The organism is Catenulispora sp. MAP12-49, from assembly GCF_041262705.1.
In the GTDB taxonomy this organism is placed as follows: Bacteria; Actinomycetota; Actinomycetes; order Streptomycetales; family Catenulisporaceae; genus Catenulispora.
Genome location: NZ_JBGCCP010000010.1, coordinates 284,051 through 302,492, shown reverse-complemented (window position 1 = coordinate 302,492; position 18,442 = coordinate 284,051). Strand labels below are relative to the sequence as shown.

Sequence of the window (18,442 nt, the reverse complement as noted above, 5' to 3'; positions counted from 1 at the left end):
AGTCTTCGACACCAGAAAGGTGCCCCATCTCCTGGACCAGATACGAACTCGACACTCGCATCCTTCCAGGCCAAGGGCACCTTTCGCATGTCAGGTTCCGAACTCACAACTCATCTGCTGAGTATCGGAGGCTAATAGTCCTGCCTGAGTTCGGGCTGGAGCATTAGCCTCGGTGTTTCCCTCTTGCGCCGTGATGCCGACAGTGCTTACGCGATGCGCTGAGGAGCGTCGGAAAGGAGCCCCGATGGAGGTGGTCGGCGATCAACCAGCCCACAACGCGCCGACTGACGGCGCCCCGGCACGACCGCGCAGCACACCCAGCCTTCTGCGGCGCGGTGCTGGGTGATGTCCATGTATCACAGCCGGTGCGGGCGATCGGCGCGGAATGCCCGGTTCGCCAGGTCCGGGTTTGGCTCGGCGGGGGGATCGCGCCGGATACATCCCTTCGTGCGACGTCGGTAGCCCCCCTTGTCGACTCCCCGCTGACTGGCCTCGGTGTCACAATGTTCCTATGGCGATGATCGGTAAGTTCGACCGCGTATCCAGTGACGTCCAACGCCGACATGAGGCGGTCACCTGCGGTTATCGGACGTTCTCTGAAGGTGGCGCGACCATCCTCCAGCTGGACACCTACGGATCTGCAACGCGCGCGATACCGGACAAGATCAGCCAGTCGATTCAGCTTGATCTCGAAGCTGCTCGCCAGCTCCTCGCCATCGTAGAGGCCACGTTTCCGTCGCTCACCCATCGCAATGGGCTGAGCATTGACGCCGCACAGCGGATGGTCGATGAACTTCGTAACGCGTTCCCCTCAATCAGCTGACGCTCCGGTCAAGGCGATCCTCTATCAGCTGCTGCTGTCAGGCTTCATGCACAAGCGCTTGAGCTCCCGGACTCCATTAGTCGGCGACACTGGTCGCCGGAAGGAGTCTGATATGCCCAAGCCTCATCCGCCGGAGTTCCGCCGCCGGGCCATGGAGCTCGCCCGGGCCGGCAACACGCCTATCGGTCAGCTGGCCAAGGATCCGGGGGTCTCCTACTCGTGCCTGAAGCACTGGGTGGACCAGAGGTCGATGAGGGAGCCAAGCTGGGCCTGTCGTCCGCTGCGCGGGCGGAGCTGACGGCGTTGCGCCGCCGGGCTCGTCAGCTGGAGCTGGAGAACAAGCTCCTGCGCGAGGCCGTGGGCTACTTCGCCCGGGACAACGTCCTCCCAAAAAGATCTACCCGGTGGTCCAGGAGCTCACCGACGAGAGCTTGCCGGCGGCCTTGCGCTGTCGACTGCTGGGCGTGTCGAGCTCTGGGTTCTACGTGTGGCGCAGGGCATCGTTCTCAATTCCGCACGGCGAACGGCGGTGGGTACGGATCAAACCGCCGCACCCACCGCCGTTCGCTACAGAAGCGCATCCTGAACATGCTGAACAGTCCGGGCGGGGCCAAGTTCCCGCTTCAAGTATGCGATATCGACACTACAGTGGCGCCCGATAGCTCGCTGCTGGTGCCTGTCGGGCAGAGCCACCTCTTGGCCGATGCGGTACGTCACCACTACAATCGGGGGAGCCTCCATCTCGACAGCGCGAACGATTGCTGCCCACATCAAGGTGCTGAAGGTGTCAGGGCGCCCCCAGCACACATATCGTGTGGTGTTCCCATTAGTCGCGTAGCAATGGTTGGGCTTCTCACCGACCGATCCAGGAACGATGTCCCACTCGTCACCCAGCGTGTTCTTGACGATCTCGTTCGGGCCGAGATACTGCCGAACCGTGAACCTTGCGAAGGGGCCGATACCTTCCTGGGCGCGAGCAAACTCCTTCATCGGGACGTCCTTGATCCAGACACGAGCTCGATCGGCGGCCCAGAACTGGGTCAGTACTCCACCGATTGCTGGGTCTGCCATCCAACGCGCGTAGCATGCGGTCTTCTGCCCATGGGTGAGGTTCTCCCAATCGATCGCATCGGCTTCCTTGTAGAGCGCGGTGACTACTTCGTCTCGCTTGGCGTCGGGGATTGATGTGAGTCTAGTGGACATGGCTACTCCTGTGGTATCGCAGTGGAAGGGAATTGAAGTCGATACTCATCGAAAGCGGTCTCAAGGCTCGCAGCGTCCTTGATCCACTCATCCATGAGGAGCTCGACCCGTTGATCACTGAATTCGATTTGAGAGGGTTTAACGTTCATGAGCGTCTCAATATCGCCGGATGGTTCGTCGGTGAGTGCTCGGCGAAGCTTCAACGCCGCAGCCACCCGTCGTAGGTCGCTGACGAAATCAAGAACGGTTACGCGATCCTTTCCGTCCCGCAGTCGAAGACCGCGGCCGAGTTGCTGGACGAAGATGCGCCGCGAATGAGTCACCCGAGCGAAGCAGAGGATATTGACATCGGGAACATCGACACCTTCATTGAGGATGTCGACTGACGTCAAAATCGGGATCTGTCCTGAACGAAACGCCAATAGGCGATTCTGCCGTTCAACCCTCGACAGGCCTGTGTGCAGTGCTTGGCATTGAGCCCAGAGCGGGGTGCGGCGAAGGACGTCCGCGAGGCGTTCGGCATGTTCGATTGTCCGACAAAAGACGATCGCCCGCGGACGCGTCGTCTTGGCCCAGGTCGCGGCAAGTTCGTCGCGGATAGCTTCGTCACGCTGGGGTAGAAAAAGTCTTGCATTGAGTTCGCTAAGTCCGTATTCGTGCGTACTCACTTCACGAACGGTGTCCCAATCGATATCGTCAACGAATAGGCGATAGTCGACCTGAGCCAGATAGCCGTAGCGCATGCCATCTTCAATGCCAAGGGTAAAACTGGGCGCCCCGAGGCGATCGCTGATGTCGAAGGCGTCACCTCGCCAGGGGGTGGCCGTGACCCCGAAGACCTTCGCATCAGTGACCTCATCCAGCAGCTCGTCGTACTGGCCGTTCTCGCCAATATGATGTGCTTCGTCAACCATGATCAAGTCGGGTCGATACCCGGCGCGAATCGCATTTAGCGCTGATGCCACAGTGGCACAAGTGACGCCTGTGAGATCGTCGGGACGAGTATCCCCGGTGAACAGACAGGTGGTAACTCCCTTCGGCAAATGACGCCAGATCGCACGCTCAAGCTGCTGAACCAGGTCCTTTGCGTGAGCGACAACCAAAACTTTAGCGCTATGGTTCCGTGAAAGATACCAATCGATGACCTCTCCGCCAATGACAGTTTTTCCCAAACCGGTCGCCAAGACCAGAAGTGACTGCCCTCTTGTCTCGAGATCACGGGTAATGGCATTGAACGCCGCCTGCTGGTAGTCACGCAACTCAACGTGACCAAATCGCTCCGGCATCCGCTTGTAGGCGGCTTCGAGCTCAGAGCTAGACCAAAGATTAATCTTAGGTGCAATTCGGGCAAGATCCTCCACGCGGCGACGTGCGTCAGGCGAGAATCGACCGTTCGTCGCCACAACAGCATCTCTTGCTCGCCGCTGCTCGCGTGCCCGCGCGACCTCGTTGACGGCATCTGCGCCGACGACGCCGTCACGCTTCCATTTCGCTTGAACGACCCAGTCATTGCCACGAAGTGCGCCGACGATGTCGCAGCCGCCATCTCCGGGTCCGTCGATTGTTGCGACGTCCGAGAAGCCCAGGTGCCAGAGCAGACGTTCGAGTCGACGCGGGAACTGAAGAGGACCAGCATCGGCCAGCGATGACCTCGACAAGAAGCCGGTGTCTGCATCACCATCCGGCATGCTCATACTGGCTCCACGAGGTCTCTCGCGACGAGACGACAACTGATTCGAAGACGTGCGAGCTCGTCCGCGTCGAGGCGAGGTCGGTGTTCCTCCAGCAACGCCAGGTCGCCGATGAGCCCAACCAGCCTGTCGATGACGACGGTGCGCGGCGTCTCCGACAGCGATCCAAACGAACGGTTGAAGACCACGCCGTCGAGAAAGACCGCTGGATTGTGGACAATCATTCGAATCAGTGCCGTCGCTGGCGCGTAAAGGACGAAATCTCCGCTGCTCATGGCCAGGCTCCAGCTACCAGCCGATGACTCGACTGCGAACCGTTTCTCCGCGCTGACCCGCTCTGTTGAAGTCATGAGACTGGCGAACACCTCAGCGTCTGTGGCAACTGGGGCGAGCATCGCTGATCGCAGACGTTCCAAAAGGCGTTCGGCCTCATCGGCGATAGCGCTTGGTGTCAGTCGTTGAGCACCGCTACGGGCTTTCAGGCCAGAAAAGACTTCGGTGAGAGGAATGTCAGTTCGTGCGGCCCGCACACGCATCCACTCGCTTACCTCGATGAGGGCGATGTCGCGCAGGTCAACGCCGTAGCCACTGACCAGCTGGTGGTCGGCGTTGACGAAGACCTCAGCGTGGGGGGCGCGAATCATCTGAACGACCACAGGCGCTTCGTTTCCCCTGGCGTCGACCAATACCGTTCCACGCACAGCCCACGCGGTCAGATCGACTCCACCAAGGTCAGGGTGGTCGTAACGCGCGCTCAGGTCAACGAGCTTGGTGGCGTTCTCGCGGTAGCGCGCGAGCCGTTGCTCAATGGTCTCTTCTACTGGGGGGGCTCCGTACTGCGGCTCGGGTGCCTCCTCGGCCGCCGGCTCGCCTTCGCCGTCGTCGCCGCTCAGTGCGATCCCGGGGATTATCTCGTCATCTCCGGTCTCGTGTTCACTGGTGCTGATGGGGTTATCGTGCTGACGGGCTGCTTCGTACCAAACCCGGTCATCCTGGTACAAAACGTTCCCCGCGCGAAACTGATCTGCCCACTCTCGAGCCTTGTCGTGCAGTGCGACCCGGCCATCACCGGGAACGAGGTAGTTGAGGCCTGGGTCCTGGCGCCGGAAGCCGGCGTACAGGTTCGCCAGTTTGCTCTCGTTAGGTGGAAGCTCGAGACGGCGAGCGATTTGCGGACGGAGCGGACTCGTTCCGCGAATCTCACGGATCACGCGAAACCAGTCCGGCGAGTCGAACGCGAAAGCGGTCTTCGTGAAGTTGGGCGCGATGTGATCGCAGTGGATCTCGCCGACGATGCGCCCTACAGGCGTCTTCGCGTCGATGGGATACTCGAGCTCTGGCTCGCCCATCCCATCGTCGTCACGCCACTCGAAGACGCGCTTGTCACGGGTCAGGATCTTTCGCCCATTTCGGATGAAATCAATCCCATAGTCCGTCTTGTGGAAGTATCGCTGAATGCCGATCCACCCCTTGATGCGGCGCTCGCGCGGCGACAGGTCGGTTCCGTCGCAACTAACACAAGCCTCGACGTCCATATGGTTCCAAAAGCCGCAGTCGGCGCAGGCCATCCGAGAAGGCAGCGGCACGTCGATCTCCTCGTACGCCTTGATCACCGCGCCGCTTCGCAGCACTGTGCGGTCGTGGTTCCAGACGCACGGGAGCCTCGGAGGGACCTTGACTCCATTGATGTAGAGGGAGAACCCCTTCTCTGAGAGCAGGGTGCTATAGATGTCGCCCAAACGCTCGCGCAACTTCGCGTGATTCGCCTTTCGGCGGAGGAAGTCGAACTGGTCCTGCTTGAGATCTGAGATGGTGACCGTGGTCCCGTGCTCGTTGATGTCGCGCTTTGGCGACCTGGTGTACGGAGCGTGGTAGTTCTCGTTGGCGCTTAGGCGTCGCTGGTCGATCGTGACCTCGATCCAGTCGAGATCTCCAGCCTGGCTCGTGCGGACGGTCGCTCGATGCCCAAAACGGGCAGATGCGATGTTGAACCCCATTCCGTACATGCCCAACGCGCCGAAGCGGTCGTTTCCCGACCAACCAGCTCGTACAGCTCTTCCCAGCTGATCGAGAGTCATTCCCCGACCGTTGTCGTTGACGACTACCTGGGCGACCGCTCGGCGGTCGCTGTCGTTCGGCAGCGTGATGGAGACGGTCGGATCGGCAACCGCCGAGCCGGCGGCGATGAGCTCGTCGAAGCCGTTGTCGGAGAGCTCCGCCAGGCACGCCCACTGCGGAAGCTCCAGCTCGCCGAGCACTCCGAGAATGCGCGCGTGCGGGGTGACGTCAAGGAAATCGCTGGTCACGAGTGTCCTTCTTTTAGAGATCGATTCTCATAAAACCCATCGTGATGATGGGTGGCTGGTCGCCTAGTGGGGGGGTGGGGACGACGCGGTGAACAAGACGTATGCAGCCCCCACCCTCGCGCGGAGCTAGGACGCAGTGCTCTTCAGCGCTGCGATCCTTTCGGCCAGGTCGGCATGCTCGCGCTCGACGAACATGTCGGCGACTGCCTCCCGGACGCCCCGGGCGATCAGCGCGGTGCGGAAGTGCCTGGACCACGTGCCGTCCAACCAGTTCGTTCCGAACTGGTTAACACGCTCGACGGGGGCCATGCCGCCCATGAACCTTGCGGTGTCGGTCGAGCGCTCAGCGATTCGAGCGCATTCAGCCTTGGTCGGGAGCGGGCAGTGGAGGCAAAGGGCTCGCGCGGCAGCGGTGTCGGCGATGGGGGTCTCGGTGATCTCGCCCATCATGACGCGGCGCATGTAGCTGTACGTCGGGAAAGGGCGGTTCGTCGAGTCGTCCTGAGACATGCACGCACCCTCGTTGGGGTGCTCGGCAGCGTAGTCGAGCCGGAGGTTGATTAGGGCGGCCAGCTCTTCGAGCGTCGGCTCCAAACGCCAAGCCGGGTCATCCTGGGGGAGGTTCTCGTGTTCCATGGGCGGGGTCTCCTCGGTCGATTCCGTGGATGAGCTCTACACAGTGAGGTCTTGAGCGGACGCCCAAAGGCCCGGTCGTGGAGCACGGTGGCCACGTGACCGCACTACCCATGCATCCCCTCGACGTGGAGGGAAAGTTTGCGATTTCGTCCCTCATCGTGACCGTGATCAGGTGTTCCGTCACACGGCCGTCGTAAACGTCTCTGACGCTCGAATCGGAAGTGGCCTCGCAGGTTAAACGGACACCAGTTTGGCACAAGGCGGTGACGCTCGTAGAGGTGTTGGCGACGACGTGGAGGGCATGGCCGGCGGAGTTATCTCCGTATACTGAGGTATATGCAGTGAAGTCGGATCTGATCCATTCCGCCAGGTTGAACAGGCGCTTGTGCTCTACTATCTACACTGCTAGCCAACGTCCGCTCGCATTCACGCGAGATCCCGCACGGAAGGCGCGACTCCGCGGCGATCATGATCACAGAGCAAGGGAACCTGGGGGGCCAGGGCGACCCTGGGAAATTTGACGAAATCTTGACCACTGACGACCCCGTCACTGAGCTTGAGGTCGCCTGGTCTCGCTTCGGCGATGCCGGACTGCCGCCCCTCGCGAAGATGCCGGCGGTGAGCCGCGCGATCGAGACCGCGGTCGACGGAGTCCTGGCGTTGCCGGAGCGGTTCGCAGAGGCGCTCGCGTACGCGGCCGTCGACCCGACGCGGCTGCGCGCAGTTCTTCGGGCGCCGACACGAGTCGTCGTCGCCGGCGGCTGGATCGATGCCATCGATGTGGATCTCTACGTTCCCGCCCTGGTCCCCTTGCCTACCAACACCAGGACCATCGATAACCGCCGCTATCAGTTCGGCGGCGCGTCTGCGGATCTGTCGCCCCTCACTGGGCCGACGTCGGAACCGGGAACCTCCTACAGCGTGGACGTGACTGCGAGGTCACCTGCTCATGCGCTTAACGAGATCTCTCGCGCGCGTGACTTCATCATGCGGAACAACCCACTCCGGACGTCGATCGAGGCTCGCGGCATCATGATGCCGGTGACAGCGATCTTCATGGATCTTCGTCATGAGGACGGTCATCCTTCTGTTCCCCTCCTCGCCACCGCCGACGGATCGAGCCGGATTTGTAACGCGCTGCAGTGCCTGGGTATCGATCGTCTCGAGACGATTCATTACGAATTTCCCACTAATCGTGATTTGTACCGTCGATACGTCGGCAGCGTTGCTGGAGCCGACCCAAATGGTCTTGATGCGCGGGCCCAGGCTCGGTTGAGGGCGCAGAAGAATGCGTTGATTACTCCGGCGCGGGTTTTCCTTAGGTTTACGCCAGCAGAGGATGGTGATACCCGGCACGGTTACGCTCGTGCCATCAGTGCCTACGTCGGGATGCTGCACGTCGACCCACCGCGGCCTTGGACTGCGACCGGGAAACTTGAGGCGATGGCGGAAAGCGTGATCAGCGTCCTGCGCGAGAACGACGAGCTACCCGATCACGTGATCGATTACCTCTCAGGTCTCCTGACGGTCGAGCAGGCTGAGGCCTCCGGCCTACCAGCGCAGCGGGATGCGCAGGCCGCGTACGTCCTATCTGTGCTCCTCAACCGACGCTCGAACATTCGCGAGGCTGTCGAGCGTGGGATAACGGACGTGACCGCCGCGAAGTCTGCAACACCTCAACGTCGTGCCGACGTCGTCGCGGAGCTCGCTCTGCGCGCCACGCGGAGTGCTGCGGCGACTGGCGATGATCCTGCCGACGTTGCCATGACAGCGGCCATGCGTGCACCGTATCTGCGTGCCACAAGGATGGCAGAGTACACGCGGCATCCGTGGCACGTCCGGGGTTATGGGCTAGATCAGCTACTCGCGGAAGCCACTGCTGAGCTACGCCGCAGTAGCGGCACGTGGAGCGCACGGCTTGAACTTGCGGCGCTGGCGCAATATCACCTGACACGCTACGGAGCTCTAAAGCGCGAAGCCTATGGTGATCCAAGTGCCGACCTTCGGGGACCGCAGGATGTACTGAAGGCGATGCTTGGAGACCTCTGCGGTCTGCGTCTGCTCCACCGCGCCATCGTCAACGGACGCGCCGGCCTCCAGCCCGTCGTCGTGGACGTTGATGGAAAGCCAGTTGTCGAGATTGTCTCCGGTATCGCCGTCCCCGTGGTCCTGACGGATATGTGGCTGCGATACGAAGGCTACCCATCTCAGACCGCGCCCCTACCTCCATCCGTAGCCCAGCAGGAACCGCCAGAGGCCCTCATCAGGCTTCTTAAGAGTCGAGTCCTCGATCGTGTACGGGGCCTGCGCAGTGAGATGGACAGCCTGAAGACGATTGAACGCAGCACTTTGGGACCACTCATTGAGCGCGAGGGCTGGCCGGCAGTCGACACGCGACAAGCCCTTGAAGTGCTGGACGAGACTCGAAGGGACCTCGAGTTCTGGGCCCGTGTTGCTGACCGTCGCGCGTCTTCTCCCACTGCACGAACGAACGGGTTCTCCGGGGATGATGTCCCGATGACTGATGAGGACGAGTGATTGGTGACGCTTGCTGTGCTCATTCGTCCTCCTCGCCTTCGATCTCCACATCGCTTTCGGATGCGTCGTCCTCGGGAATGTCGCGCTTTGACACTTTTCGTCGGTTGAGCCCTGGCGTCTCGATGACGACTCCGTCATCGTTCCGCCGCCACATGAGCATCGCGCTGGCGTAGACCTTTTCAGCCGGTTCTGGGTAGAGGATCACGTAACCAGGGAACGCTGTGGCTTGCCAGCCGATAGGTAGCTGCTCTACGACGATCGGCAACAGTTCGCGTACAGGTACGGCACCCGCCGGCACGGTGACTGTTGTGTCGACGAGGTCCGGGTGTGGTTTCTTCCTGAGTCGGTCGTACCGCACGTTGTAGGGCGCCGCTGTCTTGATGGCGTCGAGGATCGCGAACGCGGGCCCGCAGGTAGAGGTGACTTCGACCAGCTGATCTAGGTTGATGCGGTACAACGCGTCGAAGTGGTTCGTCTTGACCAGCGTCGTGTCTCGGTTGCGCCCAGGGTCATTGTTGCCAAACCCATTGGTGTTCCACGGAACGCTTCCAGTATCGCGATAGCGCTTGATAAGCATCTTCTCGGGTGCCGCAGCGTCGAGGTCTTCATCAACGTAGGCGCATATGAATCGCATCGCGTTGGGATCGATTCCAACGCGACCACTGATTTTCCGACGATGCTGTTCGAGGCGCTTGCGTAGTGACTTGGCGGCCTTGCCGACGTAGAGCCGCTCATCTCCGCTCTCGGTGTGCAGGAAGATCTCGTAGACCCCTGGGCGTTCCGCGGTCGCCTCGAGATTCGCTTTGTCGAGTATCACCCTGTCCAGGGGGCCTAGCGTCGCCATGAGCTGGTCGGCCATCGCCTGCGTGATGCTGATCTTGAATTCGGCGCTGTGCTCGTCCGACATCTTGGTGCCCTCCACGAGTCAAGTGACGCCACTCTATCGGAGTAGCTCAACGGGACGGCTTCTCGAAGAGAGCTTTGATGATCGCCAACTCCGCGGTATGGTTTGGCCATGCCTGAACAGCAAAATGGCCAAGATGCCACCCGAACCTCTGTAGAGCTTTTTGCAGGTGGTGGGGGGTTGGCGATGGGTGTCGAGGCGTCCGGGTTCCGATCGCTGCTGTTCAACGAGTTTGCGCGCTCCGCCTCCGACTCGCTCGAGGCGGCCGGTGCCAAGAGGACTCCCCTGGACGGCTTAGCCGTTCCTAAGCCTGGTGAGCCCACGCCTCTCTACGTCGGCGACGTGGCCGATCTTCAACTGGACTACCTCCATCAGAAGGTCGATCTCCTTGCCGGCGGCCCGCCGTGTCAACCTTTCAGTCTCGGCGGTGTCGCGAAGGGTGATGAAGACACGCGAAACGGGTTCCCGGCGATGTTCAAGGCGCTGCGCGAGATGCAGCCAAAGGCCTTCATCTGCGAGAACGTCCTAGGGCTGTTGCGTCCATCGTTCAAGCCTTATTTCGACTACATCCTCCATGAGCTTGAGTTGCCGTTCGAGGAGCGCAAGCCCGATGCGACCTGGCAGGAACATTTCAGACAACTGAGCGAGCGACTCGAAGACCGCAACGAGCCGGTGCCTGCGGATAGGCGCTATGTGGTAAAGGCCTTCAGGGTCAACGCCGCCGACTACGGTGTGCCGCAGATTCGTCACCGGGTGATCATCGTTGGTTTCCGGTCGGACCTCGGTGTCGACATGAGCGTGCTGGAAAAAGAGGTGGAGCCGAAGTATTCGGAAGAGGCGCTTCATGAGGCTCAGATGGGTGAGGCCTACTGGGCGAAGTATCCCGATGTTCCAAATCACGTCAAGGAGTGGACTCGCTCCCAATTAAGCCCGATCCTGCAGGCGCCTTTGGAGGGAGTTGAGCGGAAGCTTCCATGGCGGACCTTGCGCGACGCCATCGCCGGCGAGGTCTGCGGTGAGCCTGCCCTTCCTCCTTTGACGAGACTTGACCGCATCGATCACCTCAAGGACCTCGATCCGGAGAAGGTTCCGTACGGTGGAATCAAGGATCATATTGGGTGGCCTGATGCGCGGTTTTACACGGGCCACACACCGAACTATTTGGACCGACCGGCGAAGACCGTGAAGGCTGGGGTGCATGGGGTTCCCGGCGGGGAGTCTGTGATGTTGACAGACGAGCTGGTTCCAGAAGGGTCCATGAGCCCCTATCCGTACGTGCATCGCTACATGAGCGTCAGAGAGACGGCCAGGGTCATGACGTTTCCAGACGAGCGAGCGCTCGTGGGCTCCAGGAGCGAGCAGATGCGTCAACTCGGTAACGCAGTGCCTGTGCTCCTGGGAGAGGTGTTCGCTCAGGGTGTCATGGCTGCTCTAGCTAAAGCAGAGCACAAATGACTTCCTCGGAGGGCCAGGAGGGCTGGAACGTCTCACCGCCGAGCGACCGTGCGTGGAAAGGTCGACCGGGCCGCACGCGCGATGCGCTGGCAGCGGAACAAGACCGAGCGGCGGGCGGGCGAGGCCGGCGGGCCGTTCCACTCCCGGCTGGCGGGTTCGCCCGCGCTTCGGTCGAGCTCAAGGTTCTGCCGCGAACACGCCGGATCCGCGCATATTTGCGCTGGTCAGAGCATGGTAAGAGTCCTGCCAAGTATTTGGGCGAAGTCGACCGTCCGACTCGAGCGCAGAACTTGGCAGCCGCGTGGAGTATCGCGAGGGTCAAAGGCTTGGTATTGGACGAAGAGCCACTGGAGCCAGAGTCGGGCGCCTCGTCACCTGCGGTACGTGCTGTCATGAAGGCAAATAAGGGATCGAACACCAAACCTGAGCTACGTCTCCGGTCCCTTCTGCACCGTGCCGGCTTGCGTTATCGCGTGAACTCCAGGCCTCTGGAAGATCTCCGCCGCACGGCCGACATTGTCTTTTTGAAGCCACGAGTCGCCGTGTTCGTCGATGGGTGTTTCTGGCACGGTTGCCCAGAGCATCACAGGCCCGCTAGTCGGAACAGCGAATTTTGGCAGCAGAAGATCGAAGCGAACCAGCAGCGTGACGCTGAGACGAACGCTCGTCTTGAAGGCGAAGGATGGACAGTCATCCGAGTCTGGGAACATGAGGATCCAGTCTTGGCGGCCGAGCTCGTGCTCAATACGGTACGAGCGGCGAAGTAGCCTCCGACCGTCATCAGTACGCTCTACTTACTCAGTTCGCCACCATAGAGCCGCCTCGCGGCCATGCTCGTAGCACGATCTCTGCAAGCCGTTGCCTGACACGCCGCGATGCTGGACGGGTTCCAGGCCTCGGTCGTCGCGTCCCAGAGCTCGTCAATCTTGGTTTTCGTCGTCACCATCAGCCAACGCTACTGGTACTTGGCTAATCTAGACGTTTTGGTGCTCTCGGCTCGGCTCTTGGGAGTCGTTCGTCTCAGCTGGGCGCGTTCCGTCTCGGTTGCTGTGGTGCTCTGGTGGTCGCGGCTTCGATTTTTCGCCATGCCAGCGCCCATTTATGCAGGTCAGGGGCTAATCGGGCTTCGTCTATACGAGTCCCCTTGGCTCCACTGATGATCTGAATAGTCGGAACCCTGGTCGGGCTGCTTGAGCCGGACCAGGGTTCTTGGTTGTTAAGGGGGCCGCGTGCCTTACCCGCGGAGCACCTCCACGTTGTACTGCTCCAGAACCCCTGTGGCGATGTCGAAGATGCGCATCCAGCCCTCGCCGGTTTCCACGCGGCGGGCGAGCCCTTCCTCGGCGACGGCCATGGCCGTCCAGCGCAGCTGCAGCTGCTCGCCTGGTTCCCGGTCGAGATTCGCCAGGCAGTCCGCCAGGGCTGTGAGGTTGCTGCCGAAGTAGCCGCCGGGGCCGCCGAAGGCTTCGCCGATGGCGCAGAAGAAGCTTGCGAGGTCTGCGATCTGTTCGCCGTGCAGGGTGGCCGGGTTTGTGGGCATCGGCCATGTTCGGCGTTCGCCGGCCTTGTGGAAGTAGTGCAGCTGGGCCGCCTCGACCCAGCCGTCGCGTTCTCCGGGCGGCAGTGCGGTCCACTGGCCGTCCGTGTTCGGCAGGTGCTCGCGCCAGTGGTTCCAGACCGTGCGCGCGGAGGCGTGGGGCGGTGTGGACACGTTCGCCCACAAGGTCCCGGTTCCGGGTCCGTCTCCGTCGGTTTCGAGCGTCGCTCCCCACAGGTCGTACGTGCCGAGGATTGCCTCGTTCGTGTCGAGGATGTCCACCAGGATGTCGCCCAGGGCGAAGGAGTCGTCCTCCTCGTCGCGAAAGGAGGGCAGGTGTAGGTCGGGTTCCGGGGACAAGCCGTCGAGCTTGATCTCCAGCTGCTCGGGCGGCTCGTCGCCGGTCTGGTCCCACCACTGCTCCGCCGTTGTGGTGCCGACGAAGAAGCCGTCCGTGTCTTGCCAGCGGGCGAGGCGTCGGCCGGTGTCGCCGTCGCGGAGGGCGTATTTGGCGCGCGGCATGGTTGCGGTACCTCTCGTCACGGGCATTTGAACTCGTCGATCTTGCCGTAGTGGTTCGAGGTGTAACCGTAGTCGCCGTAGCGGTTCGGGCCGACGATCTTGTAGCTCGCGGGCTTTCCCGGGACCTCCCATTCCGGGGATCCGTCGAAGGCCGGGAGGCGTTCGGTGCCGTCGGGGTTCAGGACGGCGGGTTGTGCGCCCCACTTTCGGATCTTGGCGGCGGGCTCGGTGCTGCGGCCCTCCCAGAGGACCTGCTTGCCGGGGTTGGCGGGATCGTACTTCGGATCGTTCCTCGAGTAGGTGTGGACGGTCCCGTTGTTGGCCTTGATCTTCGCGAGCTCGTTGACCGCCCAGTCCGGCGGTCCGCTGTTGGCGGCGCCGCCGCCGGACTTGCCCTTGGCCAACCCGAAGGGGTCCGTGTCCGTGTACGGGTTGTCGACGTACGCGTAGTGGTTCGGCGCCGGCGCGAGGCCGAGAGGGTCCGGTGTCGTGTAGCGCCCGTTCTCGGGGTCGTAGTACCGCTGGAAGTTGTAGTCGAGGCCGGTCTCAGTGTCCCGATACTGGCCGGGGAACCGGATCGGGCAGGTGTCCCCGTCCCCGTACGCCGCTTGCGGCGACCCGCCGTCGATCGGGCCTCCCCAGAGGCCCTGCTCGGAGCGCCAGGCCACCCGGCCGTCGGCCGTCACCAGCTCCGTCGGCGCGCCGACCAGATTCGTCACGATGGCGTGGAACCGGGCGTCGACGACGTCCTGCGGGGCTTCGAGGACGTGGACCCGCCGGTCCTGTGCGACCGGGATCCCCGACCCGGGCCGGAAGTCCCACGTCGTCGTCGTGGCACGGCCGGTGCCGGAAACGGAATGGCGCTCCTCGGCGACCAGTTCGCCGTCCCAGGCGAACTCGACCTGCTCCAGAACCGCTCCCAGGCCGTCGACCCGCTGCTTGCGGATCCGCCGTCCGAGCGCGTCGTAGGCGTAGCGCCAGCAATGGCCGTCCGGGACCACAGCCTCGATGAGGTGGTCGAAGGCGTCGTACGCGTACGTCCAGACCCGGCGTCCGCCGGACAGGGTGCGACGCGTCCGGCGCACAAGCCGCCCCTGGCCGTCGTACTCGTAGCTGGTACGTCCCGCTTCCCGCAGCCGGGTACCGGCGTAGACGCGGCGACCGGCGCTGTCCGATTCGGGGGTGCGTGTGTCGGTGTGCGAAACGACGTTGCCCAGCGCGTCGTAGGCGAGGTCCTCGGACCACGTGGCCCCGCGCACCGCTGTCACCCGGCCGAGCGCGTCGACCTTGATGTTCTGGTCGCCGAGAATCGGGTCCGCGATTCCCACCGGAGCGCCGTTGGGCTGATACGTCCATGCCCGATCGACCCGCACGCGCTGGTCGGCGCCGCTGAGCACCCGGCGGGAGGTGAGGCGGCCGAGCAGGTCCCAGGTGCTGGCGATCTCCATGTCTGCGCCGACCCGGAGGCTGGTCTCCCGGCCCGCCGCGTCGTAGCCGAAGCTCATCCCCCAGCTCGGGCCGCTCAGAGTGTCCGGCCGGCCGGCGGCGTCGTAGGCCCAGGTCGACGTCCGCCCGCTCGGCGTGACGCGGTCGGTCCGCCGACCGAGGGCGTCGACGCTGGACGTGACCGCGCGGCCGTTGAGGCTCTCGCTGATGATGCGGCCGCGCGGATCGTACGTGTACGCCAACTCGTCGGCACCGCGGCGCGCCACGGCCAGTGTCCCGCGGGCGGTGTACTCGAAGGAGACCGCGGTCTGACCCTCCACGCGCTGCTCGACGACCCGGCCCATGACGTCGCGCACCAGGTCGACGGCCTGTCCCGCGCCGTTGGTCCGGTGGATCAGGCGGCCGGCGAGATCGTGGCGGTATTCCAGGCGGCGGCCGTCGAAGTCCTGCTCGCCGGCCAGCCGTCCGGCGGAGTCGTACTGGTAGCTCCACGCGGCGCCCGCCGGGTTGAGAACGGCGGTCAGGCGCAGTTCGCGGTCGTAGGCGAAGGCGTAGCGCGTCCCGTCAGGTTCGATGCGCGCGATCTCGGTCTGGAAGGGCCCGTATTCGAACCGCGTGGTGTGGCCGTCCTCGTCGGTCTGCGCCAGCAGATTGCCCCGCGAGTCCCACTGCCAGCTCTGGAGGGAGCCGTTCGGGAGAGTCCGCGACAGCGGGCGCCCCGCGGCGTCCCAGGTGGAGGTCGTGACGGCGCCCAACGGATCGGTGACGACCGCCGGGCGGCCGAAGAGGTCGTAGTCGACGGTCCAGATCCCGCCGACGGCATCGACCGTCCGGCGGGGAAGCCCGGCCGCGTTCGGCGTGTAGGTCTCGACGTTGCCCAACGGGTCCGTCGTGCCGGTCAGGAAGCCTTCGGCGGTGTAGGAGAAGGCGGTCGTCGCACCGATCGGGTCGATCGCCGCGGTCATGTTGCCGTGGCGGTCGTACTCGTAGCACCAGGTCGCGCCGTCGGGGGTGGCTATGCGGGTCGGCAGGTGCAGGTCGTTGTAGACGGTGGTCGTGACGGCGCCGTCGGGGCGGGTCGTCTGGACGGTGTCGCCCTGGTCGTCGACCGTGTAAGCCGTGGTGCCGCCCATCTCGTCGGTGGACGAAAGCAGTTCCCCGCGGTGGTCCCAGACCAGATGGCTGACACCGCCGAGCGGGTTGGTGATCGCCGTCACGTGTCCCAGTTCGTCGTACTCATAGACCGTGGCCTGGCCGAACGAGTCGAGGTGCGTCGTCCGTCGCTGGTCGTCGTCGTACTGGAAGGAACCCGACAGGTATCCGGCGGTGCCGTCGGTCCCGATCACGCGTCCCCAGCGGTCGTACTCGTAGCTGTAGCGGTGGTCGAGCTGGTCGGTCCACGCACAGATCCGATCGTCCGCGTCGTATTCGTAGCGCAGCGACGGCTCCGCGTCCGGCGAGTCGTGCAGGGTGGTCAGGCGTCCGTGGGCGTCATATCCGAAGGCCGCCACGTGTGCCCCGGAATCGTCTCCGAGCAGACGCAGGGAGCTGATCCGCGGGCCCTGCGCCGTCCTGATGGTGTCGACCGCGACCCGATAGGCCGGGTGCTCGACCAGGGTGGGGTTGCCGTCCTCGGCGCGCACGATGGCGACCCGGTTCCCGTGGCGATCGCTGATCGCGGCCACGTCGCGGATCTCACCGATCTCGTCCCGGTGGTGGACCGTCGGGAAGTGCAGCGTGGAGCGGGTGTCCGGATCGCTGATCCGGATCTCGTCGAGACCGCGGTCCCACACCAGCGAGAGCAGGCGGCCACGGTCGGGCAGCACCGCTTCGGCCGAAGCCGGTATCGGGAACCGGATCGTCTGCGAATCGTCGCCGGCGAAGTGGATCCCGGCGGCGTTGACCGCTATCCGCTGGTCGAGGGTGCTCGACCAGCCGGGGCCGAACAGCCTGCCCGTGGTGTATCCGGAGGCATAAGAACGGCGGAGGACGACGGGCAGCGCCCCGGGCAGAGCGAGATCGGTCTTGTGGGCGAGCATCCAGCCCGACACGACGTCGATGGGGTCGCGCTCGCAGTACGAGGTCTTGCCTCCCTCGGCCGCACGGGCTTCGGCACCGATACCTCCCTCGGCGCCCTCCTCGGCTTCTCGGCCGAGTTTGCCTGCCAGTTTGCCGCCGAGCGAGCCGATGGCTTTGCCGCCGAGGAAGGTGAGGCCGAGCATGCCGGCGCCCATCAGGGCGTCGCCCCAGTGACCCTGCATCGCGTCGCCGGCGATCTGCATGCCGGTACCGACCAGGGCGATGATGTTGTCAGCCTCGGCCAACGCCGCGGTGATGACGTCCACGCCGGGGATCCAGGAGGTGGCCAGCGCCAGAACATCCAGGAAGGGCGCCAGGTCGTTGGCGATCTCGGCGATCTTCCCGCCCCACTCCGACAGATCCTCGCCGACGTGATCCCACCAAGACTTGTTGTGGATCCCGTCGCCCTGGGCCTTGTGGAGCGCGGAGGCGCAGGTTTTGGCGGCGGTGATGCGGTCGTTGTAGGCGTCGTTGGCCTGCTTGGTCAACGCCGCCATCTTGGCTTTGGCGTTGTCCAGGTTGGTCTGCGCGGTGTCATGCGCCGTCTGCGCGTCAGTGACAGCCTTCTGATCCGGGTTGGCCGCCTGATTCTGCTGCGCCGTCTTCAGATCCGACGCCGCGTTGGTAGCGGTGCTGGTGGCACGCTGCAAATCGGTGTGCGCGTCTTGAGCCTGCCGCAAAGCCGCATCAGCCTTGGTCTGAGCGGCCTGCAACAACGGCGCATAGGCCGACAGCGCATCGGAGGCTTCGCTGTAGGACGTGTACAGCTTCTGCAGCCGCCCCGGCAACGGACCGAACTGCCCCTTGAACGCATCAGCGGTCTGACCGATCCACTGCAACGCACTCGCATCCGAACCAAAACTGTTCAGACTCCGATACGCCGCCTCCACATCATGGGCGAAGTCCCCGAACTCCCTCGCCAACGCCTGCACCGACTCCACCACACCCGGCGTCGGATCCCCATCCAGCCCTAAGACGTCCCAGCCTGTTGGACGTACCATCCCCCGTGCCCTCCCCGTTTCAAGACGACAGTCGTCGCGACTGCCGACTACGCGCGGAAGTTTACTAAGGGCTTCGCCTCTAGAGCGGGCTCTGTACCCGCGCCAGGCATGGACGGCACTATGGAGTCATGTCCGGAAATCAGGGTGCTGCGGGGAGCACCGCGATGGGTCCTGACGACTACGGGGGGTCCCCGCCTACGGTCGGTGGCAAGAAGCCTGGCGTGCCGCGTGATGATCGCAATGTCGGTTGAACGTCGCATAGCTCACGGTTGAGGCAGGGTGAAACCCACGCGTGCCTTTC

The 18,442-nt window shown here is 63.5% G+C and carries 12 protein-coding genes; 5 read left to right on the top strand and 7 right to left on the bottom strand.

Features of this window, described 5'->3' with window-relative positions:
* Positions 1 to 511 precede the first annotated feature (511 nt).
* Positions 512 to 823 (top strand): hypothetical protein, encoded by a 312-nt coding sequence (locus ABIA35_RS20880; protein WP_370358959.1) that lies wholly within the window; start codon positions 512 to 514, stop codon positions 821 to 823.
* Positions 824 to 935: 112 nt separating this feature from the next.
* Positions 936 to 1,121 (top strand): hypothetical protein, encoded by a 186-nt coding sequence (locus ABIA35_RS20875; RefSeq protein WP_370358958.1) that lies wholly within the window; start codon positions 936 to 938, stop codon positions 1,119 to 1,121.
* 269 nt (positions 1,122 to 1,390) lie between these two features.
* Here the strand turns inward: ABIA35_RS20875 and ABIA35_RS20870 are convergent, their stop codons facing one another.
* The 4 genes from ABIA35_RS20870 to ABIA35_RS20855 all read right to left on the bottom strand — a co-directional run bounded on the left by ABIA35_RS20870 (position 1,391) and on the right by ABIA35_RS20855 (position 6,659).
* Entirely contained in the window at positions 1,391 to 2,026 is a 636-nt protein-coding gene (locus tag ABIA35_RS20870) for a hypothetical protein (RefSeq protein ID WP_370358957.1), read from the bottom strand.
* Positions 2,027 to 2,028: 2 nt separating this feature from the next.
* Entirely contained in the window at positions 2,029 to 3,720 is a 1,692-nt protein-coding gene (locus tag ABIA35_RS20865; protein WP_370358956.1) for a DEAD/DEAH box helicase family protein, read from the bottom strand.
* Positions 3,717 to 6,023, bottom strand: coding sequence for an ATP-binding protein (locus ABIA35_RS20860; protein ID WP_370358955.1), 2,307 nt, complete (start codon positions 6,021 to 6,023; stop codon positions 3,717 to 3,719). The genes ABIA35_RS20865 and ABIA35_RS20860 overlap by 4 nt, the downstream gene beginning before the upstream one ends.
* Positions 6,024 to 6,149: 126 nt before the next feature.
* Positions 6,150 to 6,659: a hypothetical protein gene (locus ABIA35_RS20855; RefSeq protein ID WP_370358954.1), complete on the bottom strand. Its 510-nt coding sequence runs from the start codon at positions 6,657 to 6,659 to the stop codon at positions 6,150 to 6,152.
* 468 nt (positions 6,660 to 7,127) lie between these two features.
* Between ABIA35_RS20855 and ABIA35_RS20850 the strand changes: the two genes are divergently transcribed.
* Positions 7,128 to 9,197 (top strand): hypothetical protein, encoded by a 2,070-nt coding sequence (locus ABIA35_RS20850; protein ID WP_370358953.1) that lies wholly within the window; start codon positions 7,128 to 7,130, stop codon positions 9,195 to 9,197.
* A gap of 19 nt (positions 9,198 to 9,216) precedes the next feature.
* On the opposite strand, the gene ABIA35_RS20845 is transcribed toward ABIA35_RS20850, so the two are convergent.
* Complete coding sequence (locus ABIA35_RS20845) at positions 9,217 to 10,104, bottom strand: Eco29kI family restriction endonuclease (RefSeq protein ID WP_370358952.1); 888 nt, start codon at positions 10,102 to 10,104, stop codon at positions 9,217 to 9,219.
* Between the two features lie 108 nt (positions 10,105 to 10,212).
* Here ABIA35_RS20845 and ABIA35_RS20840 point away from each other — a divergent pair, with 108 nt between their 5' ends.
* Both ABIA35_RS20840 and ABIA35_RS20835 read left to right on the top strand, forming a co-directional pair.
* Entirely contained in the window at positions 10,213 to 11,556 is a 1,344-nt protein-coding gene (locus ABIA35_RS20840) for a DNA cytosine methyltransferase (RefSeq protein ID WP_370358951.1), read from the top strand.
* A complete protein-coding gene (locus ABIA35_RS20835) occupies positions 11,553 to 12,323 on the top strand; it encodes a very short patch repair endonuclease (protein WP_370358950.1) in 771 nt (256 codons plus the stop codon). Before ABIA35_RS20840 ends, ABIA35_RS20835 begins: the two co-directional genes overlap by 4 nt.
* A gap of 467 nt (positions 12,324 to 12,790) precedes the next feature.
* Here the strand turns inward: ABIA35_RS20835 and ABIA35_RS20830 are convergent, their stop codons facing one another.
* Entirely contained in the window at positions 12,791 to 13,615 is an 825-nt protein-coding gene (locus tag ABIA35_RS20830) for a barstar family protein (protein ID WP_370358949.1), read from the bottom strand.
* Between the two features lie 17 nt (positions 13,616 to 13,632).
* Positions 13,633 to 18,141, bottom strand: coding sequence for a DUF6531 domain-containing protein (locus ABIA35_RS20825; RefSeq protein ID WP_370358948.1), 4,509 nt, complete (start codon positions 18,139 to 18,141; stop codon positions 13,633 to 13,635).
* Positions 18,142 to 18,442: the final 301 nt, after the last annotated feature.